Raw genomic sequence first — 20,307 nt, 5'->3', positions numbered from 1 at the left:
GCCGAGTGGCTCAGCACAGAGTACCGGCGTTCATGCCGGGCGGCAAAGTGGGTTGCCGTGTCGGTGGGTGAGTCGTGGTGGCCGTGGGGGCGGGGGCGTTGCGGTGGAGGCTCGCGGGTGCCGTGCCAGCGGGCGGGGGTTTGAGAAAGGACGGTACCCACATTCTGTATCCACAGGCTGTGGATACAGAATGTGGGTACCGGTCCGCGATCCGAGGTAGCAGGTCGCCGCGGGGCGATCGTTTCGCGATCTGGGACAGCGGGTCGCTGCGGGCCGTGGCGGTTTCGCGAGCCGGGACAGCGGGTCGCCGCGGATCGTCGCGGTTCACGATCGGGACAGCGGGTCGCCGCTGATCGTCGCGGTTCACGATCGGGGCGGCGGGTTGCCGCGGATCGTCGTGGAGCGCGATCGGGGGCGGCGAGGGCTGCCGTGGGGCCGTCGGCGAGGGCTGCGGGGTCAGGCTCGGCGGGTGGCTTCGCCCTCGATCTCGATCTTGACCTTCTTGCTGACCAGGACGCCGCCGGCCTCCAGAGCCACGTTCCAGGTCAGGCCGAACTCCTCGCGGTCGATCTCGGTCTCCAGCGAGAAGCCGAAGACCTCGGCGCCCCAGGGGTTCACGCCGGAGCCGCCGTACTCGACCTTGAGGGTGACCTCCTTGGTGACGTCACGTACCGTGAGGTCGCCGGCGACCGTGAACTCGTCGCCCGAGTGGCTGAGGACGCGGGTGCTGCGGAAGGTCAGCTCGGGGAACTTGTCGGCCGCGAGGAAGTCGTCGCTGCGCAGGTGGGTGTCGCGGTCGGGGCTGCCGGTCTCGATGCTGGCGGCCTTGATCGTCACCTCGGTGGAGGAGTCCAGCGGGTTCTCGGCCAGCGTGATGCTCCCCGTGAACTCGCCGAAGTGGCCGCGGACCTTGGTCACCATCATGTGCTTGGCGACGAACCCGATACGCGTGTGCGAGGCATCCAGGTCGAAGGTGCCCGGCTGGGGGATGGTCAGGCCTTCCCAGGCGCGAGTGCTCATGTACGACTCCTGCGGTGAGTAGTTGCGGTGAGGATGTCTGCCTCAACAGATATGTACCCGAGGAATATTCCCGCCGTCAACTACCGTCGGGTAAGATGTTCACGTGACCTCATTCGACGACCCTCGCCTCACGGCCATCGGCCTTCTTGTCGAGGTCCAGGCCGGCCTCATGGACAAGCTGTCCCCCGCGCTCGCGGAGTCCCGGCTTTCCGAGGTCGACTTCGAGACCCTCATCCGGCTCGGGCGCTCCCCCGAACAGAAGCTGCGCATGAGCGACCTAGCCGCGCAGACGTCTCTGTCGACCAGCGGGGTGACCCGCGTGGTCGACAGGCTGGAGCGCGAAGGGCTCGTCAAGCGGGTTGCCTGCGCCTCCGACCGGCGCGCCTCCTACGCCACGCTCACCGCCGACGGGCTCGCCCGCCTGGAGGGCGTCATCCCCCGCCACGTGCAGGACATCGAGACGTGGTTCACCGGCCTGCTCACCCCCGAGCAGCTCGACACGCTGCTCGGCACCCTGCGCGTCATCAGGGACGTCGTGCGCCCGTGCGCGACCGCCGGCGCCGCCGAGGCCGCTCGGGCCACCGCCTGCGCGCCGGCCGCGACCGTGCCGGACCAGGCCGGTGCGCGCAAGACCATTCCGAACCAGGCCGGTCCGGACGAACGACTGCGGTCGAAGGCGTAGACGCTCAGAGCTGCACGACGGTGAGCTCGCCCCGCGCGTGCATCTCACGCAGGGCGCGCTTGGCGAACTTGCCGACGCTCGTCTTGGGGACGGCCTCGACGAACGCCCACCGCTCGGGCACCTGCCAGCGGGCCACCTTCCCCCGCAGGAAGTCGCGCAGCTCGGCCACCTCGGCCGTGCCGTCGAGGACGACGCAGGCCAGCGGGCGCTCGCCCCAGCGCTCGTCGGGCACCCCGATGACGGCCGCCTCCAGCACGGCCGGGTGCCCCATCAGCGCGTTCTCCAGCTCCACCGACGAGATCCACTCACCGCCGGACTTGATCACGTCCTTGGCGCGGTCGGTCAGCGTCACGTAGCCGTTGGCGTCGAGCCTGCCCACGTCGCCGGTGCGCAGCCAGCCGTCGTGGAAGCGCGAGGTGTCCTCGTCGAGGTGGTAGGAGGCGGTGACCCAGGGCCCGCGTACCTCCAGCTCCCCCACCTGCACGCCGTCGGGTTCGAGCACGGTGTCGCCGGGGCCGACGAGCCGCCCCTCGACGCCCGCCAGCAGCCTGCCCTGCGTGGCCCGCAGCTCCCAGGAGTCGGCGTGGGCCACCGTCGCGACCGGGGAGGTCTCGGTCATCCCCCACGCCTGCACGACGCGGACGCCGAACTCGTCCTCCAGCGCGCGCATCAGCGACTCGGGAACCGCCGAGCCGCCGCACGGCACCAGCCGCAGCGAGGACAGGTCGGAGTCGTGCTGACGGGCGTGGCGCAGTAGGTCGGCCCAGATCGTGGGCACCGCTCCGGCGATCGTCGGACGCTCGTCGGCGATGATCCTCGCCAGGTGCTCGCCCTGGAGGAAGCGGTCGGGCATCACCAGCGACGCGCCCGCCATCAGCGCGGCGTACGGCAGGCCCCACGCGTTGGCGTGGAACATGGGGACGATCGGCAGCACGCGGTCGCCCGCGCCCAGGCCCACGGCGTTGGCCGTGCAGACGCTCATGGAGTGCAGGTAGGCCGAGCGGTGGCTGTAGACGACGCCCTTCGGGTGGCCGGTGGTGCCGCTGGTGTAACACATGGACGCGGCGCTGTGCTCGTCCGGCTCGGGCCAGTCGAAGTGGTCGGGCGCCTGGTCGAGCAGGGCGCGATAGTCGTGCAGCTCCTTGCCCGCCGCCTCCAGCGGCGTGGTGTCGACCTGCGCGCCGCCGACGACGATCACGTGCCGCACGGTCTTCATCTCGGGCAGCATCGGCGCGAGCAGCGGCACCAGGGACGCGTCGACGATGACGACGTCGTCCTCGGCGTGGTTGGCGATGTAGACGACCTGCTCGGGGAAGAGCCGGATGTTCAGCGTGTGCAGCACCGCCCCCATGCTCGGCACGGCGAGGTAGGCGGCGAGGTGCTCGGTGGTGTTCCAGGCGAAGGTGGCGACCCGCTGGTCGCCGTCGACGCCGAGCCCGCGCAGCGCGCCGGCCAGACGTGCCGTCTCGCGGGCCAGCTCGTGGTACGTCGTGCGCCGGTACCCCGTCCCGGTGTAGGTGACCACCTCGCGGTCGCCGAACAGGCCGGTGCCGTGGCGCATGATCGAGGTGATGGTGAGCGGGTGTTCGGGCATCGTGCTGCGCATCAGTGCCACCTCCGATCACCGAGTCTGGCCCGGCGGCGGCCGGGAAGACAAGCGCTGGGCCGAACCCGGAGGCGGCTCCGCCCTCACACCTGGGGCTGGGCCTCTTTCACCGGCGCGTCCAGGACGACCAGGTCGCCGCGGAGCTTCGCCACCGCCCGCGACACCGTGCTCTTCACCGTGCCGACGCTGACGCCGAGCGCCTCGGCCACCTCCGGCTCGCTCATGTCCTCGTAGTACCGCAGGACGACGGCCGTGCGCTGGCGAGGCGGCAGGCGGTTGAGCGCCTGCTCCAGCAGCTCGTCGAGCTCGCCCGGGCCGGGCCGGTCCCTGACCGGTAGGTCCGGCAGCTCCTCGGAGGGGTACTCCTCCAGCTTCCTGCGGCGCCACCAGGAGATGTTGATGTTGACCATGGCGCGCCGCACGTAGCCGTCGAGCAACGTGCGGTCGTTGATGCGGTCCCAGGCCAGGTAGGTCTTGGCCAGGGCGGCCTGGAGCAGGTCCTCGGCGTCGGCGGGCTGACCGGTCAGGTGCAGGGCGACCCGCAACAGGGCCGGGCCGCGCGCGACGACGTACTCGCGGAACTCCTCGTCCTTGCCGCTCATGCGATCCCCGTGCCGTGACGAAGGCCGTGATTCATTCGGGTTCTCGTCGTCAGAATCGCAGTCCGAGGCCATAATGCGGCTGAACCTTCATCCAGGTTTCGCCCCGCCGACGGCAAAGATCGTTACAGTCGGGTGGCGGGGCCGGGCAGTGACGAGTTCATCCGGGAGTGGGTAATTTTCCACGACGCTCACCCGAGAAGGAATTATTTGTCCCGCCCCATCCCGAGCCGACGGCGAATCGTGTGACCCTATACGGGCGAGAGAACTCGCCACGGCGACCGGGAGGGGCCATGGACGTCGAGCGCCGGCACGCTCTGGCGTCGGCCGTCCTCGGCCGTAGCCCCGCCCCCTCGGCGATGGAGCAGGAGTCGCCCGCGCTGACCGGCGTCAACGGCGAGATCCGCGACGTGAGCCCGCACCTGGTCATCGTGGAGACGCCCGAGGGGCGCGAGGAGCGGCTGGTCATCGCGCCCTGGGCCACGGCCTGGCACGCGGGCCCGATCGCCCCCGGCGACCTGCCGCTGGGCGCGCGTGTCGTGATCCGCGCCCGTCAGTCGGGACGTGTGGCCGAGTGCCTGTGGGCAGGCATCACCCGGATCACCGGGATCATCGTCGCCCTGGGCCGGCAGGGCAGAGACCGCACGGTCGAGCTCGACTGCGGGCCGCACCGGGGAACGCGCACGGTGGTGATCCCCTACGGCGCCTCCGGCCGCGTCCACGTGCGCCACCCGCGCATGGAACCGGGCTACCTCTTCGACGCCATCGGCACCCGCGAGGACGGCGTCGCCTTCGCGCGGCTGCCCGCCACCTCGCAGCCCCCCTACCGGGCGGTCGCCGTCCCGCCGCCGCCGCCCGCTTACGGCGGCGTGCAGTCGAGGATCTCCGGGACGGCCGCCTGGTCGGACGCCTTCGACGAGGGTGAGGCCGGGGTCGCGTACCCGATGCTGGAACGTGCCGACTCCGGCTGCCAGGACGCCGAGACCTCCTGCGTCGGGCTGCCCTACCTGGCGCTCGGGTCGCGGGTCTACGTGAGCAACGTGTGCGAGAGCCGCGCGGCGGTGCTGCCGGTGGTGGCCTGCGGATGCCTGGCCGGGCGGTTCTGCGACCGGTGCGTGGAGTGCGGCACCTCGCCGCGCGGGCGCGTCGTGGAGCTGTCGCCGGTCTCGTTCGTCGAGCTGGGCGGGGATCTGGTGAAGGGCTGCTTCAACGCCCGCGTCGGAATGGGATGACGGTGAGCCCGCTGGAGGGGACGAAGTGATCGGGGAGGCGACCAGGTGACGCGTGGAGGTGCCGGGTGACGGTGGATGTGGCGGTCGCCACCGCCGCGCTCGGCCTTGTCGTCCTCATGCTCGTCCTCGGCGGCGTCGCGAAGGCGGCGACGGCCGGCGGCGAGTCGGAGCCGGGCGGGCTCTCGCGCCTCGGCCCCGGCGTCCTGGTGCCCGAACGCTGGCGGAAACCGGTGATGATCTTCTGTTCGGCCGGTGAGACGGTGCTCGCGGCCGGCCTGCTGCTGACCCACCACCCGCTGCCGCGCTGGGGCACCATCGCGTTCTTCTCGGTGGCGACGTACGTGCTGCTGGAGCTGCGCCGGCGCCGGCCGGACGTCGGCTGCGGCTGCTTCGGAGACACCAGCGGCACCCCGGTCGGCCTGCGGTCGATCGGCAGGGCCGTGGTGCTGACGGTCATGGCCGTGATCCTCACGGTCGTCCCGGTCTCCGGCGCCGACCTGCCGGCCGCCTTCACCTGGGAGGTGGGGCTGGCCGGGGTCGCGGGCGCGGCCCTGCTGGCGCTTCTGTCGCCCGAGATGGGCGAGGGCATCGCCCGGCTGCGGTATCGCGCGCCGTGTGAGCAGCGCCCCATGCCGGCGGGGAAGGCCGCGAGCCGACTGCGGTCGAGCGCGGAGTGGCGCGCGCACGAGCGGCTGCTCACCTCCGGCGAGCCCTCGGACACGTGGCGGGAGCTGTGCTGGCGCTTCTTCGTCTTTCCCGCGCGTGGCGCCGCCGGCACCGCCGAGGACGTGGTGTTCGCGGTCTACCTGAGCGGGCGCCGCCCTCCGGTTCGGGTCACCGTCGTTCCGGCGGCGGGCATGGAGAACGGTCTGCGGCAATCTGTCGAAGTATCGGCCCAGCACTAGACAGCCCTAGATTCCTCGATCGACGCCCTCGGCTCCGATCGACGGGCCCCTTCGGGCGACGGCGGGACGCGCCCGGCCCGGCACCGGCCTGCCGTCGGCGCTGCCGGGCGGCCCGCGAAGGCCGCCCGGCAGCGCGAATTCAACTCTCTACGGCTCTCTAGCTTCCCCTCTAGAAAGCCGTAGAGAGATTGATGGAGCGCGGCGGCGCCGCGCCCGGCTCGGGGATTGCGGCGCCTACACCGGCTGGGCTCGGAGGTACCTGCCGAAGTGCGGGACGGTGAAGGCGATGAGGCCGCGCTCGGCGCTGTAGATGAGTCCCTTCTTGATGAGGCTGTCGCGGGCGGGTGACAGGCTGGACGGCTTGCGGCCGAGCAGCTCGGCGACGTCGGCCGTCGGCACGGGCTCGTCGCCGACCGAGGCCATGGCGTGCATGTAGTCGCGCTCGGCGGGGGTCGCGCGCTCGTAGCGGCTGCCGAAGAAGCCGACCGCCAGCTCCTCCTCGGCCTCGGGCGCGGCCACCCGGATGTCGTCGGCCGTGATGGGGGTGCGGGGCGCGAGATCCCACGCGACCTTGCCGTAGGCCTGCACGAAGTACGGGTAGCCGTCGGCCGCCTCGTACAGGGCGTCGAGGGCTTCGGGGGTGAACTCGACCTGCTCGCGCTCGGCGGGCGCGATGAGCGCGAGATCGGCGGCCTCGCGGTCGAGCCGGTCGATGCGGGCGTACCGGAACAGGCGCTCGGAGTAGCTCTTGCTGGCGCTCAGCACGCTCGGCAGGTGCGGCAGGCCGGCGCCCACCACGATCAGCGGGCCCCCGCTCTGCGACAGCTCGTGGCAGGCGGCGCACAGGGCCGAGATGTCGGGCGGCTGCACGTCTTGCATCTCGTCGATGAAGAGGGCGATGCCGATGCCGAGATCGGTGGCGACCGAGGCGGCGTCGACGAAGAGCTCGGTGAGGTCGATCTCGAGATCGCCGGAGTCGGCCCTGCCGCGGCGGGCGGGCACGTCGATCGCCGGGGACCAGTGGGACGTGCCCTTCGCCGCCGAGGGGTCGCGCATGGCGAAGGCCTTGAGCACGCCGAGGAACTCCTCGATGCGCTCGGGCGCCCGATGGCGGGGCGCCAGCTCGCGGATGGCCATGTGCAGGGCGGCGGCCACGGGACGGCGGATCGACTGCTCGGGACGGGCCTCGATCTTGCCGGTGCCCCACAGCCGCTGCATCGCCATCGACTTGAAGGTGTTGAGCAGGACGGTCTTGCCGACGCCGCGCAGCCCGGTCAGGACCATGCTGCGCTCGGGGCGGCCACGGGCCACCCGCTCCAGCACGATCTCGAACTGCTGCAGCTCACGATCACGCCCGGCGAGCTCCGGAGGGCGCTGCCCCGCACCGGGGGCATAGGGATTGCGCACGGGGTCCACGCTCTCGGACTTTATGGCCGGATCTAGAGGCCGTCCTAGATTTCCGTAGAAAGCGCTACGGCGTGTCGCGGGATCGCGCGGGGCTGGGACCAGGACGAGCGCCTGAGGCGCCGGTGCCGCGAGCCACGACATGGCACACCACCCTTCACCCACGCCCTGTTGTCCGAACCCGTGTTCGATGCGATGGCCAAGACTGTAGCGCCTCCTCGAACACGTGCGCGAGGTCTTCAACGTAAAAGCTCTGGCGCGGCGCGTCCACAACCCCGGCCGACACGCCATCGCGGCCCCGGATCACGATTGCGTCACGACCAGGCACGCGGCGGGCTTACGCTGACGTATGTCCCGGACCAGAAACCATCGTCACCTGGGCTTTCTCGCCCTGGCCTGCCTCACGGCGGCCGTCACCGCCTGCGGCGGCACGGGCACCGGCGTCACCGTCGAACCCGCGACGACCTCCGCGGCGCCGCCGTCGGCCTCCCCGCAGGTGTCCGGCCGCCCGCGGACGCCGCCCGCGTCGCCGGAGGCCACCTCGGAGTCGCCTCCCGGGTTCACCGCCAAGGTCTCGGCGGTCTCCGCGCGGGAGCTCGGCGAGTCGTGGCGTCCCGGCTGCCCGGTGCCGACCGAAGACCTGCGCAAGGTCACCATGACCTACTGGGGCTTCGACGAACGCGCGCACACCGGGGAGCTGGTCGTGCACCGCGCGGTCACCGACGACGTCACCGCCGTGTTCCGGCGGCTCTACGACTGGCGGTTCCCCATCACCCGCATGCGGACGATCGACGTCTACAAGGGCAGCGACTTCGACTCGATCGAGGCCGACAACACCTCGGCGTTCAACTGCCGCAGGACCACCGGGGCCTCCAGCTGGTCCAAGCACGCGTACGGACGGGCCATCGACCTCAACCCCCGGGAGAACCCGTGGGTGGAGCCCGACGGCTCGGTCGCGCACCGCAACGCCCGGGCCTTCGCCAAGCGCCCGCTGCGCGAGCCGGGTGTCGTCAACCCCGGCGACCGGGTGGTCAGCCTGTTCGAGAAGTACGGCTGGGAGTGGGGCGGCTACTTCTCCGGCGCCAAGGACTACCAGCACTTCTCCAAGGGCGGCGGGTGAGGCCCACGCTCGCCCGGGCCGTGTTCCCGGCCCGCGCCGTTCACGATCGGCCTGGGCAAGGAGTCCACCGCGCCGCGTCGGAGCCGGCCCGGAGCTTCCCGTACGTCTCTCCCGCCGAAGCGTGATGAATACCCGGGATACCACCCATTCGGGAGTTATCGCCGCGTATGATCGCTGGCCGTGACCTCTTCGGAGCGCTCGCAGGGACGCCGGGGGGCTCCGAAGCCGTGGGCCGTCATCACCGCCGCCGTGTTCGTGCTGGCCACCACGCTGGCGCTCGCGTGGCCGGCGGGCGGCCTGGAGGAGGCCGAGGTCGAGGTCCCGCGCCGCCGCCTCGGCGAGGTGAGCGCCGGGCATCGGTTCACGATCGTGCCGGCGAAGGTCTCCCTCCTGGCCGTCGACCCGGCCCCGGCGTTCGGGGACGCCAAGCCGGGCCGGTTCCTGGCCGTCGAACTGCGGGTGGAGAACATCGGCCACGACACCGCCACCGTGCGGGATCTGGCCCAGGACCTGCACCTCACCGTCTCCCCCAGCGGCGCGACGATCGACCGCTTCAAGGACATGAGCGCGGCCGGGGTGATCCGCGACGGGGCGCACACCCGCGACCAGCTTCACCCGCGCCTCAAGGAGCGGGTGCTGCTCGTCTACACGGTGCCGAGGCCGCTGCCCGACCCCACCCACCTGAAGATCACCATGAGGGACAGCGAATACAAGGAGGGGTTCGACTCCGAGCTGTCCAGGTGGCGCCCGGGTGAGGACGTGGTGATCTACGACCTGGAGGTGGGCCGGTGAGGAGGACCCTCGTCGCGGCGGCCGTCGCGGCGGCGCTGTTCGCCGCCAACGTCGCGGTGCAGCGCGCCACCCCGTCCCCCGACCAGCGGTACGCCCCGATCGCCTCCCGGGGCGGCACCGGCCACCAGGTCGACACCACCACCTTCCAGCTCCGGGTCGACCGCGTGCAGCCCGCCCGGACGATCCGGATGACCGACCCCTACGGCCTGGTCCGCGAGCCGAGGAGCACGCCGGGGATCTGGGTGGTGGTCTCGGCCACCGTCGCCGCGACCACCGAGACCTTCCAGGCGCAGGGCGCCAGGCTGCGCACCCGCGCCGGCCTGGAGTACGAGGCCAGCTCCGTGCTGGACACGCTGGACAAGGTCACGCTCCAGCCCGGCATCCCGGTGTACGGGCCGCTGCTGTTCGAGATCCCCGCCCGCGACCTGGCGGGCGCGGTGCTCAGCGTGACGCGGCACGCCGATGGCGCGGGCGGCCTCGACGTCCTCGGCCCGGCCGTGGAGGTCGACCTCGGCCTGTCGGACGCGTACGCGAGCCGGCTGCTGAAGGAGATGCCGTCCTCGCTCACGGTCGGGCAGGTGCGCGAGCTGTGACCTGGCGGCGCCAACTCGCCTACGGCCTGGGACTGCTGGTGCTGGTCCCCGCCGTGATCGCCGCCGCCGTGCTGCCGTGGCGGGAGAAGTACGAGGTGCGCTCGGGCAAGGGCGGCCGGGAGGTCGTGGCCTCCCAGGGACGGGCCGCCACGCTCGACGGCGTCGAGTGGCGCCTGAAGAGCATCACCGAGGGCAGGCTGCAGGAGGAGTTCTCCCGGCCGCTGCCGCCGCGCACGAAGATCGCGGTCGTGGTCGTCTCGGCCACGCCCAGGGACGCCAGGGCGAGCGCGTGGTTCGCCAGGGAGACCGGCTCCTGCAAGATCTACGCGGCCGACGGGGCGGGGCGGGTCTGGGAGCGGTCGTTCCGTACGGACCTCGCGCCCGACTCGCCGCACGCGGTCTCGTGCCAGGTGCTGGACGAGGACTACACCCTGGCGCCGGTCCCCGTGGGCAAGGAGCACACCATCCAGGCCGAGTACGTCGTGCCCGCCGACGCGTTCAGCGACCTGCGGGTAGAGGTGCGGCTGTCGCCGGACCGGGCGACGGTGCGACTGGCTCCGTAGCGGCGGCCGGGCCGCCCGCCTGGCGCAGGGCGAGGTCGAAGGCGACGGCGATCAGGCAGATGCGGAGCACCTCGTGCACGAGGTCGACCGGGAAGAGGACGGCGCCCTCCCACATCTGCCACCACAGGACCTCGTGCGGCCCGAGCAGCCGGGTGAGCGCCATGAACCCGACGGCCGCCAGCGCTTCGAGCGCCACGTACATCAGGCAGAACGTCAGGTAGAAGGGCGCGCCGACGCGCAGGACCAGGCGGAGGCCGTTCGCCAGGGGCGTGTACTTGTCGCGGAAGCCGCGCGAGAAGAACTCCGCCACCGCCTGCACCGGGGCGGGCAGCCGTTGCCAGAAGGACGAGAGCGGCGCCTCGACGCGGGTGCCCTGGATGACCCTGATCTCGTCGGTCATCGACGAGCTGTGGACGACGGCGGCCATGGCGAGCCAGATGAGCGGCTGCACCAGGCCGTCCTTGAGCTCGGGCAGGTAGGGCGCGACGGCCTGGGCCGCCTGCTTCAGGCTTTCGACCGGCGGCAGGCCGCCGATCAGACCGGTCAGGTCGGCCCAGACGACGCGGCCGGTCAGCCAGTCGACCCCCTGGCCGATCCAGTTGCCCAGGGAGATGATGCCGAAGAACATCCACATGCACTCCAGGGCGCTGTTGGCCACCCCCAGGACGCGCAGGTTGAACCTCTCGTACAGCCGCTCGCAGGCCACCTTGAGCGCGAAGACCCCCAGCGTGATGGCCACGACCAGGATGTTGAAGTCGAACAGCTCGGCCACCAGCGCGGTGGCGTCCAGGTCGATCTGCGGGCCGAGCTCGGACGACAGCCGCTGGAAGGCGCGCACGTCGTCGACGAACAGGTTCCAGGCGCTGTAGAAGACGAGGAACGGCAGCAGGGTGTGCGCGATGGCGTCCACCAGGCGGCGCTCGCGCTCGTCCAGCGAACGGGCCTCGGTCTCGTGGGTGCCCAGGGCGCGGCCCGCGGTGGTGAGCATCGCGATGTACGCCGTCAGCGTGACCAGCACGCCGAAGCTCAGCACGCCGAACCCCAGGTAGGCGTGCCAGCCCCGGGGCTCGGCCAGGTGCACCGCCGCCAGGATGACGCCCTGGTGGACCAGCGCGCCGAGGGAGTAGAAGAAGGCGAGCGGCAGGAAGAGACGGCCCGCGAGGCGGAAGGTGTCGAGGGGCAGCCGGACCGGGGAGAGGGAACCGTCCATCGCTGACGGATGCTAGCGAATCAGCGCGCACCGCCTGGAGGGTTCCGGGAAAGCCCGGATCACACCACAAGCGGGAAACAGGATTGGTTTCCCACTGATCAGCCGGATCACCCCGAATACCGGCAAGAGGGGTGGCTGGTCCGGGCCGGCCGGGGTGACGGCGCCCGGCGGACCGGGGTGGGCGACGGGGGACGCGCCCGCCGCGTTGCGGCAGGATGGAAAGATGGCGGTGAAGGACGGCGACGGCTGGGCCGTGTGCGATCAGGGCCACCGGCATTGGGGGCTGTACGGCGCCTCGGGCCTGCTGGCCGTCCACTTCGACGACGAGGGAACCCCTCACGTCCTGATGCAGAAGCGGTCCGGGTGGAGCCACCACGGCGGCACCTGGGGCCTGCCCGGCGGAGCCCTCGACAGCCACGAGGACGCCGTCGCCGGAGCGTTGCGCGAGGCGCTGGAGGAGGCCGCCCTGGCGGCCGACGAGCTGCGCATCCTGGGGGTGCACCTGGACGACCACGGAGGCTGGTCGTTCGCGACGGTGATCGCCGAGGCGGCCACCCTGCTGCCCGCCGCGCCCGCGAACGGCGAGAGCACCGCGATGCGGTGGCTGCGCGCCGACGAGATCGCCGGGGAGACCCTGCGGGTGGCGGTCGAGATCGTCGCGGAGGTGGAGCAGACGGGCGCGGCCGTCCCGGTCGTCGTCGAGCCGGTCGTCGTCGAGTCAGGCGGGGGCGAGCCGGCCGGGGGCGAGCCGGCCGGGGGCGAGACCGGAGCCGGGCACGCCGAAGCCGGGGCCCGGGACGACGACGGGCGCGACCCCGGCCACGCCGGGAACCGCGACGCCGGGGAGGTGCTGCACCCGGGCTTCGCGCACAGCTGGCCGCAGATCAAGCTCGCCCTGCCGCCGTCCGTCGTCGTCCTGGACGCGGCCAACATCGTCGGCGCCCGCGCCGAGCACGGCTGGTGGCGCGACCGCGCGGGGGCCGCCAGGCGGCTTCTGGCGGACGTCGAGGAGCTCGCGCGGCGCGGCCTGCGCCCCCCGGAGGGGTTTCCCGCGCCCGCCAGGTGGTTCCCGAGACTCATCATGGTCGTCGAGGGCGCGGCCAGGGGCCTGCGCTCCCAGGGCCCGGTGACGGCGGTGGACGCGCCGGGGAACGGCGACGACGCCATCGTCGAGACGGTGCGCGAGATCAGGACGACCCGGCCGTGGGAGCGGGTGCTGGTCGTCACCGCCGACCGCGAGCTGCGCCGGCGGGTCCGGGAGCTGGGCGCGGAGGTCACGGGCCCCAGTTGGCTGCTTGGGCAGCTCCAGCGGGTTTGACGGTGTAGCGTCAGGGCGTCGAAGGAACGTGAAACTTTCTCCTGCTGGCTCTCCCGAGATCCGAAGACATCACCGAACCATTGATGAGCGATCGAAGCAGCCTTGACTGGGCGGCCGAGCCCGACAGTCCGGTCCCCCCGCCGACGTGGGGACGTCGAGCTCCGGAGGCACAGGTCCTGCCCTGGGTCTTCGCGGCCCTCGTCGGCTTCCTCGTGCTCGGCAACGTCCTGCTGGCGCCCTACCTGACCGCGCCGGCCCTGCGCACCTGGTCGACGATCTTCGTCGCGATCTGCGTGCAGGCCCTGCCGTTCCTGGTGTTCGGCGTCGCCCTGTCGGCCGCCATCACGGCGTTCGTGCCCGCGTCCGTCTGGAACCGGCTGCTGCCCGCCAAGCCGTACGCCGCCGTGCCGGTCGCGGGGGCGGCGGGCATGGTGCTGCCCGGCTGCGAGTGCGCGTCGGTGCCGGTGGCGTCGGGGCTGATGTCACGCGGCGTCGCCCCCTCAGCGGCCCTCACCTTCCTGCTCGCGTCCCCGGCGATCAACCCCGTCGTCCTGGTGGCCACCGCGGTGGCCTTCCCCGGCGAGCCGCTCATGGTCGTCGCCCGGTTCGCCGCCTCGCTGGTGGTCGCCGTGCTCGCCGGGTGGGCCTGGCAGGCGTTCGGCCGCCGCGAGTGGCTGCGCGTCCCTCCGCGCCACGTGCCGCCCGGCCAGTCGCGCCACGCGGCGTTCGTGTCGGCGATGCGGCACGACCTGCTCCACGCGGGCGGGTTCCTGGTCGTCGGCGGCCTGGCCGCCGCGACGCTCAGCGTGGTCGTCCCCCGCTCCTGGCTGTCGGCGGTGGCCGGCGTGCCGTGGCTGTCGGTGCTGGTGCTGGCCCTGCTGGCCGTCGTCCTGTCCATCTGCTCCGAGGCCGACGCCTTCGTGGCCGCCTCCCTCACGGCGTTCTCCCCGACGGCGAAGCTCGCGTTCCTGGTGGTGGGGCCCATGGTCGACCTGAAACTGATCGCATTGCAGGCGGGGACGTTCGGGCGGGCGTTCGCCCTCCGGTTCGTCCCCCTGACTTTCACGCTGGCCGTCGCGGTCAGCGCGCTGGTGGGGTGGGCGCTGCTGTGAACCGCATGGCCCAGAGCCTGGTGCTGACCTTGCTGGGCGGCGCGCTGCTGCGCATCTCCGCCCTGTCGACGACCTACCTGAACTACGTGAAACCCGGCTTCCGCCCCCTGCTGATCGCGGCGGGGCTGGTCGTCTTCCTGCTCGGCGTGATGGGGCTGGTGCAGGAGTGGCGCAGGCCCTTCGTCCCCGACCGCAGGCCGCCGGAGCACGGGCCCTGGGCGGACGGGCGCGCGCCGGACGCCGGGGCGCGCGAGGCGTCCGAGGACGGCCGGGACACGGCCCGCGAGAACAGTCCGGACGACGGGCACGCCGGGCACGCGGGGCACCGGCACGGCCCCCGGGTGGCCTGGCTGCTGTGCCTGCCCGTGATGGCCATCTTCCTCATCACCCCGCCCGCCCTCGGCTCCTTCGCCGCCGGGCGCGACGAGACGCCTCAGCCCCGGCCCACCGTGCTCGACGGGTACGGCGCCCTCGCCGGCGACCGCGTGACGGTCATGCCGCTGGGTGAGTTCATCGGGCGCGCCTGGGGCGACACCAACCGCTCCCTGACCGGCAAGCCCGTCAGGCTGGCCGGCTTCGTCGCCCGCTCCAAGAAGCGCGGCCAGTGGTACCTCACTCGCATGCAGCTGCGGTGCTGCGCCGCCGACGCGTTCCCGCTCAGGGTGGCCGTGGTCGGCGTGGCCCCGCCGCCCGACGACACCTGGGTCGAGGTGACGGGCACGTGGGTCGCGACCCCGTACGACAAGCTGCCCAAGGGCACGGTCGCCCCCGAGATGAAGGCCACCGGCCTCACCCGCGTCGACCAGCCCGCCGAACCCTACGAGTGATCCGGGAATCTCCCGCGCGAGCGGCTTCGCGGCCCCGCTATCGTTGGTGTCGCACTGGAGGGTTCGCATAGTGGACGAGTGCAGCCGCCTTGAAAGCGGCCAGGTCGGCGACGGCCTCGTGGGTTCGAATCCCACACCCTCCGCCCCGGCCCGGCCGCCGCGCGATCACAGCGGGCGGCCGCCGAACCCGTCGCCCACCGAGGCGGCCAGCAGCAGGTAGGCCTCGCGGGTGCCCGGCTGCAGGCGGTCGAGGTCGATCTCGGCGCCCTCCTCCAGGTGCGGGTCGTAGGGCACGCGTATGACGGCCCGGCAGCGGGCGGCGAAGTGCGCCTCCAGCTTGTCGAGGTCGATGGTCGACTTCGAGCGCGGCCGTACGCTGCACAGCACCACGGTGGCGTCCTTCACCAGGTCGGCGTAGTGGTGGGCCTCCAGCCAGTCGAGCGTGGCCGACGCCGCCCTGGCGCCGTCCACCGACGGCGAGCTGACCAGCACGAGCTGGTCGGCCAGGCCGAGCACGCCCGACATCGCCGAGTGCAGCAGGCCGGTGCCGCAGTCGGTGATGCAGATCGAGTAGAAGTTCTCCAGCACCTGCGCCACCGTCTGGTAGTCGGCCGCGCTGAACGCCTCGGAGACCGACGGGTCGCGGTCGGAGGCCAGGATCTCCAGCCGGGACGGCGCCTGCGAGGTGAACGCGCGGATGTCGACGTACCGCTTGATCTGCTGCCGCTCGTTGAGCAGGTCGCGCACGGTCGCCGAGGTCTCCAGCTCCACCTTGTCGGACAACGTGCCGCGGTCGGGGTTGGCGTCGACGGCGATCACGCGGTCGCCGCGCACCGAGCCCAGGGTGGCGCCGAGGCCGACCGTGGTCGTCGTCTTGCCGACCCCGCCCTTGAGGCTGAGCACCGCGACGCGGTGGTGCCCGGTGGCCACGGGGGTGCGCGCCCTGGCGAGCAGCTCGCGGCGGCGGCGGACCTCGCCGGACTCCCCCGGCTTGATCAGCCCGGCGGACGCCTTGAAGACGAGCCTGCGCCAGCCGCCGGCGGGCGCGTTCTTGCGCCCCCGGAGCAGGGAGACGGGGTCGAGGCTGTCGGCGGTCTGCCGGGTGCCGACCGCCGCCTTGGCCGCCCCCCGGGCTCCCTGCGGGCGCGACGGGGCGCCGAAGGCCGGCTGAGGGCCGTCGGCGGGTGTCGACTGGCGCCGGCGCGGCCGGTACGGCTGGCGCTCCTCCAGGGCCTCCTGCGCCGCCGCGGCCTCGGCGGCGGGCGCCTCCTGGGCGGGCGCCGGCGGAGCCGTGGCAGGCGGGCTGGTGGCGGGCGGGCTGGTGGCGGGCGGGCTGGTGGCGGGCGGGCTGGTGGCGGGCGGGGAGGCCGGCGCGCGCGGCGGCTGCGCGGCGAGGGGCTGCGAGGCGGACGCCGGCCGGGCCTCGCCCGCGGCGGGCGCCGGCGGCGCGGCCTTCTCCTCCGGCTCGTACACCACGTGCTCCACGCGGGGCACGACGATGTCGTCGGCGTCCACGCCGGACGACGCGAAGGCGTTGAAACGCTCCTGCTCGGGGTCGGCCTCGACGGAGGGCTCCGCCGGGCGCGGGACGTCCGGCCACCCCCGCAGGGCCCGAGTGTCGGACGTGTCGGGCTCCGGCTCGCCGGAGGGCTCGGGCGCCTCCGTCGCGCCCTTGGACGACCGGCCGCCGGTCACGCCGGCGCCCGGGGACGCCGGGCCCGCGGGAGCCCTGGTGGCCGAGGAGGCCAGGCCGGCGGAGGGCCAGCCCGAACCGGTGCCGCCCGAGGGCTTCTCGGCCAGCGACCCGAAGGTGAAGCTGTCGGTGTCCTCGCTCACCGGCTGCGCGGCGGGGGACGCCGGAGGCGTCGCGGAACCGGCGGCGGCGGGCGCCTCGCCCGCGGGCTCGCCGGAGGGCTCCTCGACGACCGGCCTGGCGAAGGCGCCGGACGGCGAGGCGGGCTCGCCGAAGGCGCCCGAGCCGGAGAGGGGCTCGCCGAAGGCGCCGGTCTCCGTCGCCGGACGGCGTTCGGCGAACGCGCCCGCGGACAGCCCGCGCTCGCCGAAGGCCCCGGCGGACGGCTTGACGTCCCCGAAGCCGCCGGACGGGAGGCCGAAGGCGCCGGTGCCGGACTCCGTTCGCCCGGCCTCGCCCGGGGTGGACGCCGGACGCTCGCCCAGGGCGCCGCCCGAGGACGGCCGCTCACCCAGGGCGCCGGCGGAGGACGGCCGCTCGCCGAAGGCGCTCTTGCCGGAGGAGGCGGCGGGACGCTCGCCGAGGGCGCTGCCCGCGGGCGGCGGCGTGACCGGCCCGGAGGAGCCGGACGAGTAGGCGTCGGGCGTGCCCCACGGCTCCTCGGGCTTCCCCCACCTGTCGTCGCCCGGCCTGCCCCAGGGGTCGTCACCGGTCTGCCATCCGCCGAGGCTCTCGGCCGCGGCGCGCGGGACCTCCGCGGTGTCGCCGGAGCGCTCACCCGGACCGTCGTCGGGCTGCGCGCCCCCGCGCGGCGGCTCGCCGGCGGCGCGGAACATCGGCGACGGGGACGCCGGCGGCTCCGCCGGCACGTGGCTCCACGGATCGTTCGGATACGGCGAGACGACGGTGTCGTCCGCGGCGACGGTCACCGGGACGGGCGGCTCCTCGTTCTCCTTGATCGCGTCGAGCCAGGCGAGCTGCTCTTCGAGGGAATGAGGATCCTCACGATCGTGTCGTGCCACCGTGTTCCCCCTTGGGACTGGGCTAAAGGGGCAGCAAACAATTGAAGATTACCGTTCGCTATCACTACTAACGTGGTCAACCGCCGACTTGGCTACCCGTCTACCTTGATCACATGCGCGCGATCGTGGTTTCCGAGCCCGGTGGACCTGAGGTACTGGAGTGGCGTGAGGTGCCCGATCCCAGGCCGGGGCGGGGAGACGTCCTGATCGACGTGGCGGCGGCGGGCGTCAACCGCGCCGACCTGATGCAGCGCCGCGGCCTGTACCCGCCGCCCCCCGGCGTCTCCGATCTGCTGGGGCTCGAGTGCTCCGGAGTGGTCGCCGAGGTCGGCGAGGACGTCGAGGGGTTCTCTCCGGGCGACGAGGTGTGCGCCCTGCTCGCCGGCGGCGGGTACGCCGAGAGGGTGGCCGTCCCGTGGGAGCAGGTGCTGCCGGTGCCGGCCGGCGTGAGCACGGTCGAGGCGGGCGGCCTGCCCGAGGTGGCGTGCACGGTGTGGTCGAACGTCTTCATGGCGGCGCGCCTGAGGCGCGGGGAGACCCTTCTCGTCCACGGCGGCACGAGCGGCATCGGCACGTTCGCCATCCAGCTCGCCAAGGCGTTCGGCTCGCGGGTGGTCGCCACGGCGGGGTCGCCCGCGAAGGTGCGGCGCTGCCTGGAGCTCGGCGCCGACGAGGCGATCGACTACCGCGAGGAGGACTTCTCCGAGCGGGTTTCCGCGGACGTGATCCTCGACATCGTCGGGGCCAAGTACCTGAGGAAGAACGTCACCGCGCTGGCCGCCGGCGGGCGGCTGGTGGTGATCGGGCTCCAGGGCGGCGCCAAGGGGGAGCTCGACATCGGCGCACTGCTGGCCAAGCGGGCCTGGATCCACGCGGCCGGCCTGCGTCACCGCCCGGTCCCCGACAAGGGGGTCATCGTCCGGGGGGTCCTGGAGAACGTGTGGCCCTTGCTGGACGCCGGGGCGATCCGCCCGATCGTCCACGCGACCCTGCCGATGGCGGAGGCCGCCGAGGCCCACCGCATCCTGGAATCCAGTGCTCACATCGGGAAAGTCCTGTTGGCGCCGTGAGCTAGGTTGAGTCTCATGAATGCTGAGGAGAGCACCCCGCACATCGTGGTCGTGGGCCCGCAGGGCCTCTCGGTGGAGGGCGACAAAACCGAGCACGAGGAGCGTTCCGTCGCCGAGCTGGTCGAGCAGCCCGCCAAGGTGATGCGCATCGGCAGCATGATCCGCCAGCTCCTCGAAGAGGTCCGCGCCGCACCCCTCGACGAGGCCAGCCGCAAGCGCCTGAAGGACATCCACAAGAGCTCCATCAAGGAGCTGGAGGACGGCTTGGCGCCCGAGCTGGTGGAGGAGCTGGAGCGGCTGTCGCTGCCGTTCGCGGGCGACGACACCCCGCCTCCCAGCGACGCCGAGCTGCGGGTGGCGCACGCCCAGCTCGTCGGCTGGCTGGAGGGCCTGTTCCACGGCATCCAGACCACGCTCTTCGCCCAGCAGATGGCCGCGCGGGCCCAGCTTGAGCAGATGCGCCGCGCCCTTCCCGGCGGCGTCTCCCAGGCCCAGGAGGAGCCGCACCGCGCTTCCGGCCCCTATCTGTAGCCGGGCACCCCTTCCGCGCGCCCCGGGCGCGCGGAGGGGAGCCGTCAGCCGAAGAGCTTCTCCAGGACGACGGCCACGCCGTCGTCGTCGTTGGCCGCCGTCACGTGCGTGACGGCGGCCAGCACGTCGTGGTGGGCGTTGGCGACCGCGTAGGACGTCCCGGCCCAGGTCAGCATGGGGATGTCGTTGGGCATGTCGCCGAACGCGACGACCTCTCCGCGCTCGATGACGTTGCGGGTGGCCAGCCTGGCGAGCGCCGTGGCCTTGGTCACACCCTGCGCGCTCATCTCGATCAGCGCCCTGCCGCTGGAGTGGGTGGCGGTGAGCAGGTCGCCCACCACCTCCTCGACCAGCAGGTGCAGGGAGTCGGGATTCATGTCGGGGTGGAAGGCCAGCAGCTTGGCGCAGGGCTCCGAGATCAGCGCGGAGACGCCCACCTTGAGCCCGGTCAGCTGCAGGCTGTCCCAGCCGCCAAGCCCGAAGTCGCTCTCGTGGGCGAAGCCGCCTTCGTACTCCACCGAGAAGCTGAGCTCGGGAAGCCGGTCGCGCAGGCGGCTCACCGCCTCCGCCAGCACCTCGGCCTCGATGAGGTGCGACTCGACGATCGCCTCGGTGTGCAGGTCGTAGACGAGGGCGCCGTTGGCGCAGATCGCGAGCCCGCGATGGCGCACGGCGCTGGCCACGTCGCTCATCCAGCGTGGTGGCCTGGCCGTGACGAACACGAGCATCGCGCCCGCCTGCTCCACCATCGCGAAGGCGGCCGCCGTACGGGGGGAAACCGTGCCGTCCGACCGCAGGGCGGTGCCGTCGAGATCGGTGGCGATGAGTCTGGGGCTGACCATAACAGCTCCAGTTTGCCTTGTGTCGGCGCATGGGCCACCCCTCACCCCGGGCCGCGAAAAATCTCGCCATGCGGGGGAACAAAGGGGCTCCGATAGTGTTAGATGTGGTGGCGTTGTATTAGCTGAACCCGATGTGCAGAACCAGCTTGACTGTCTGAGCGGCCCC

General features: G+C 72.7%; 19 protein-coding genes and 1 tRNA gene. 13 read left to right on the top strand and 7 right to left on the bottom strand.

All coding sequences use genetic code 11. The annotated features are described in order from the left end of the window. Positions 1–456: 456 nt before the first annotated feature. A complete protein-coding gene (locus PYR91_RS09855; protein ID WP_279779137.1) occupies positions 457–1,020 on the bottom strand; it encodes a YceI family protein in 564 nt (187 codons plus the stop codon). A 103-nt stretch (positions 1,021–1,123) separates the two neighbouring features. Between PYR91_RS09855 and PYR91_RS09850 the strand changes: the two genes are divergently transcribed. Beyond that, positions 1,124–1,702, top strand: a complete 579-nt coding sequence (locus PYR91_RS09850; RefSeq protein WP_279779136.1) for a MarR family transcriptional regulator — start codon at positions 1,124–1,126, stop codon at positions 1,700–1,702. Positions 1,703–1,706: 4 nt separating this feature from the next. Here the strand turns inward: PYR91_RS09850 and PYR91_RS09845 are convergent, their stop codons facing one another. Both PYR91_RS09845 and PYR91_RS09840 read right to left on the bottom strand, forming a co-directional pair. Continuing rightward, positions 1,707–3,308, bottom strand: a complete 1,602-nt coding sequence (locus PYR91_RS09845) for a fatty acid--CoA ligase (protein ID WP_279779135.1) — start codon at positions 3,306–3,308, stop codon at positions 1,707–1,709. A gap of 83 nt (positions 3,309–3,391) precedes the next feature. After that, positions 3,392–3,910, bottom strand: a complete 519-nt coding sequence (locus PYR91_RS09840; protein ID WP_279779134.1) for a SigE family RNA polymerase sigma factor — start codon at positions 3,908–3,910, stop codon at positions 3,392–3,394. 290 nt (positions 3,911–4,200) lie between these two features. On the opposite strand from PYR91_RS09840, the gene PYR91_RS09835 reads away from it, so the two are divergent. Next, positions 4,201–5,139: a hypothetical protein gene (locus PYR91_RS09835; RefSeq protein WP_279779133.1), complete on the top strand. Its 939-nt coding sequence runs from the start codon at positions 4,201–4,203 to the stop codon at positions 5,137–5,139. Between the two features lie 65 nt (positions 5,140–5,204). After that, the gene (locus PYR91_RS09830; protein ID WP_279779132.1) at positions 5,205–6,044 is read left to right on the top strand and encodes a MauE/DoxX family redox-associated membrane protein; all 840 of its coding nucleotides are present in this window, start codon (positions 5,205–5,207) and stop codon (positions 6,042–6,044) included. A 234-nt stretch (positions 6,045–6,278) separates the two neighbouring features. Here the strand turns inward: PYR91_RS09830 and PYR91_RS09825 are convergent, their stop codons facing one another. Next, on the bottom strand, positions 6,279–7,460 hold the full coding sequence (locus tag PYR91_RS09825) for an ATP-binding protein (RefSeq protein WP_279779131.1): 1,182 nt from the start codon (positions 7,458–7,460) through the stop codon (positions 6,279–6,281). Between the two features lie 337 nt (positions 7,461–7,797). Between PYR91_RS09825 and PYR91_RS09820 the strand changes: the two genes are divergently transcribed. The 4 genes from PYR91_RS09820 (at position 7,798) to PYR91_RS09805 (ending at position 10,516) form a co-directional block, all read left to right on the top strand. Then, positions 7,798–8,568, top strand: a complete 771-nt coding sequence (locus PYR91_RS09820) for a M15 family metallopeptidase (protein ID WP_279779130.1) — start codon at positions 7,798–7,800, stop codon at positions 8,566–8,568. 180 nt (positions 8,569–8,748) lie between these two features. Then, entirely contained in the window at positions 8,749–9,360 is a 612-nt protein-coding gene (locus PYR91_RS09815) for a hypothetical protein (RefSeq protein ID WP_279779129.1), read from the top strand. Beyond that, positions 9,357–9,953, top strand: a complete 597-nt coding sequence (locus PYR91_RS09810; protein WP_279779128.1) for a hypothetical protein — start codon at positions 9,357–9,359, stop codon at positions 9,951–9,953. Before PYR91_RS09815 ends, PYR91_RS09810 begins: the two co-directional genes overlap by 4 nt. Then, positions 9,950–10,516, top strand: coding sequence for a hypothetical protein (locus PYR91_RS09805; protein ID WP_279779127.1), 567 nt, complete (start codon positions 9,950–9,952; stop codon positions 10,514–10,516). The genes PYR91_RS09810 and PYR91_RS09805 overlap by 4 nt, the downstream gene beginning before the upstream one ends. Here the strand turns inward: PYR91_RS09805 and PYR91_RS09800 are convergent. Then, on the bottom strand, positions 10,452–11,726 hold the full coding sequence (locus PYR91_RS09800) for a hypothetical protein (RefSeq protein ID WP_279779126.1): 1,275 nt from the start codon (positions 11,724–11,726) through the stop codon (positions 10,452–10,454). The two genes, PYR91_RS09805 and PYR91_RS09800, sit on opposite strands and share 65 nt — an antisense overlap. 223 nt (positions 11,727–11,949) lie before the next feature. Between PYR91_RS09800 and PYR91_RS09795 the strand changes: the two genes are divergently transcribed. From PYR91_RS09795 to PYR91_RS09780, 4 genes are all read left to right on the top strand, one after another. Beyond that, positions 11,950–13,044, top strand: a complete 1,095-nt coding sequence (locus tag PYR91_RS09795) for an NUDIX domain-containing protein (protein WP_279779124.1) — start codon at positions 11,950–11,952, stop codon at positions 13,042–13,044. Between the two features lie 83 nt (positions 13,045–13,127). Beyond that, positions 13,128–14,156: a permease gene (locus PYR91_RS09790; protein ID WP_279779122.1), complete on the top strand. Its 1,029-nt coding sequence runs from the start codon at positions 13,128–13,130 to the stop codon at positions 14,154–14,156. A gap of 5 nt (positions 14,157–14,161) precedes the next feature. Continuing rightward, on the top strand, positions 14,162–14,983 hold the full coding sequence (locus PYR91_RS09785) for a TIGR03943 family protein (RefSeq protein ID WP_279779121.1): 822 nt from the start codon (positions 14,162–14,164) through the stop codon (positions 14,981–14,983). A gap of 56 nt (positions 14,984–15,039) precedes the next feature. Continuing rightward, positions 15,040–15,126 (top strand) — tRNA-Ser (locus PYR91_RS09780). A gap of 22 nt (positions 15,127–15,148) precedes the next feature. Here the strand turns inward: PYR91_RS09780 and PYR91_RS09775 are convergent. Further along, positions 15,149–17,698: an AAA family ATPase gene (locus PYR91_RS09775; protein ID WP_279779120.1), complete on the bottom strand. Its 2,550-nt coding sequence runs from the start codon at positions 17,696–17,698 to the stop codon at positions 15,149–15,151. A gap of 113 nt (positions 17,699–17,811) precedes the next feature. Here PYR91_RS09775 and PYR91_RS09770 point away from each other — a divergent pair, with 113 nt between their 5' ends. Together PYR91_RS09770 and PYR91_RS09765 are read left to right on the top strand one after the other, a co-directional pair. After that, positions 17,812–18,768, top strand: coding sequence for an NAD(P)H-quinone oxidoreductase (locus PYR91_RS09770; protein WP_279779119.1), 957 nt, complete (start codon positions 17,812–17,814; stop codon positions 18,766–18,768). Positions 18,769–18,783: 15 nt separating this feature from the next. Beyond that, on the top strand, positions 18,784–19,299 hold the full coding sequence (locus PYR91_RS09765) for a bacterial proteasome activator family protein (RefSeq protein ID WP_279779116.1): 516 nt from the start codon (positions 18,784–18,786) through the stop codon (positions 19,297–19,299). 44 nt (positions 19,300–19,343) lie between these two features. On the opposite strand, the gene PYR91_RS09760 is transcribed toward PYR91_RS09765, so the two are convergent. After that, positions 19,344–20,141 carry an HAD hydrolase family protein gene (locus PYR91_RS09760; protein ID WP_279779115.1) on the bottom strand — a complete coding sequence of 266 codons (798 nt, stop codon included), beginning with the start codon at positions 20,139–20,141 and terminating at the stop codon, positions 19,344–19,346. Positions 20,142–20,307: the final 166 nt, after the last annotated feature.

Origin of the sequence: Sphaerisporangium sp. TRM90804, from assembly GCF_029846175.1 — a bacterium.
Classification (GTDB): domain Bacteria; phylum Actinomycetota; class Actinomycetes; order Streptosporangiales; family Streptosporangiaceae; genus Sphaerisporangium.
The sequence above is the reverse complement of the archived record's forward strand: the minus strand, read 5'-3'. Positions and strand labels throughout refer to the sequence as shown.

Bases quoted from the DNA above. Each gene is read 5' to 3' on its own strand.
- PYR91_RS09855 (WP_279779137.1), bottom strand. From the start codon at position 1,020: ATGAGCACTCGCGCCTGGGAAGGCCTGACCATCCCCCAGCCGGGCACC.
- PYR91_RS09845 (WP_279779135.1), bottom strand. From the start codon at position 3,308: ATGCGCAGCACGATGCCCGAACACCCGCTCACCATCACCTCGATCATG.
- PYR91_RS09840 (WP_279779134.1), bottom strand. From the start codon at position 3,910: ATGAGCGGCAAGGACGAGGAGTTCCGCGAGTACGTCGTCGCGCGCGGC.
- PYR91_RS09835 (WP_279779133.1), top strand. From the start codon at position 4,201: ATGGACGTCGAGCGCCGGCACGCTCTGGCGTCGGCCGTCCTCGGCCGT.
- PYR91_RS09820 (WP_279779130.1), top strand. From the start codon at position 7,798: ATGTCCCGGACCAGAAACCATCGTCACCTGGGCTTTCTCGCCCTGGCC.
- PYR91_RS09800 (WP_279779126.1), bottom strand. From the start codon at position 11,726: ATGGACGGTTCCCTCTCCCCGGTCCGGCTGCCCCTCGACACCTTCCGC.
- PYR91_RS09795 (WP_279779124.1), top strand. From the start codon at position 11,950: ATGGCGGTGAAGGACGGCGACGGCTGGGCCGTGTGCGATCAGGGCCAC.
- PYR91_RS09790 (WP_279779122.1), top strand. From the start codon at position 13,128: ATGAGCGATCGAAGCAGCCTTGACTGGGCGGCCGAGCCCGACAGTCCG.
- PYR91_RS09785 (WP_279779121.1), top strand. From the start codon at position 14,162: ATGGCCCAGAGCCTGGTGCTGACCTTGCTGGGCGGCGCGCTGCTGCGC.
- PYR91_RS09770 (WP_279779119.1), top strand. From the start codon at position 17,812: ATGCGCGCGATCGTGGTTTCCGAGCCCGGTGGACCTGAGGTACTGGAG.
- PYR91_RS09765 (WP_279779116.1), top strand. From the start codon at position 18,784: ATGAATGCTGAGGAGAGCACCCCGCACATCGTGGTCGTGGGCCCGCAG.
- PYR91_RS09760 (WP_279779115.1), bottom strand. From the start codon at position 20,141: ATGGTCAGCCCCAGACTCATCGCCACCGATCTCGACGGCACCGCCCTG.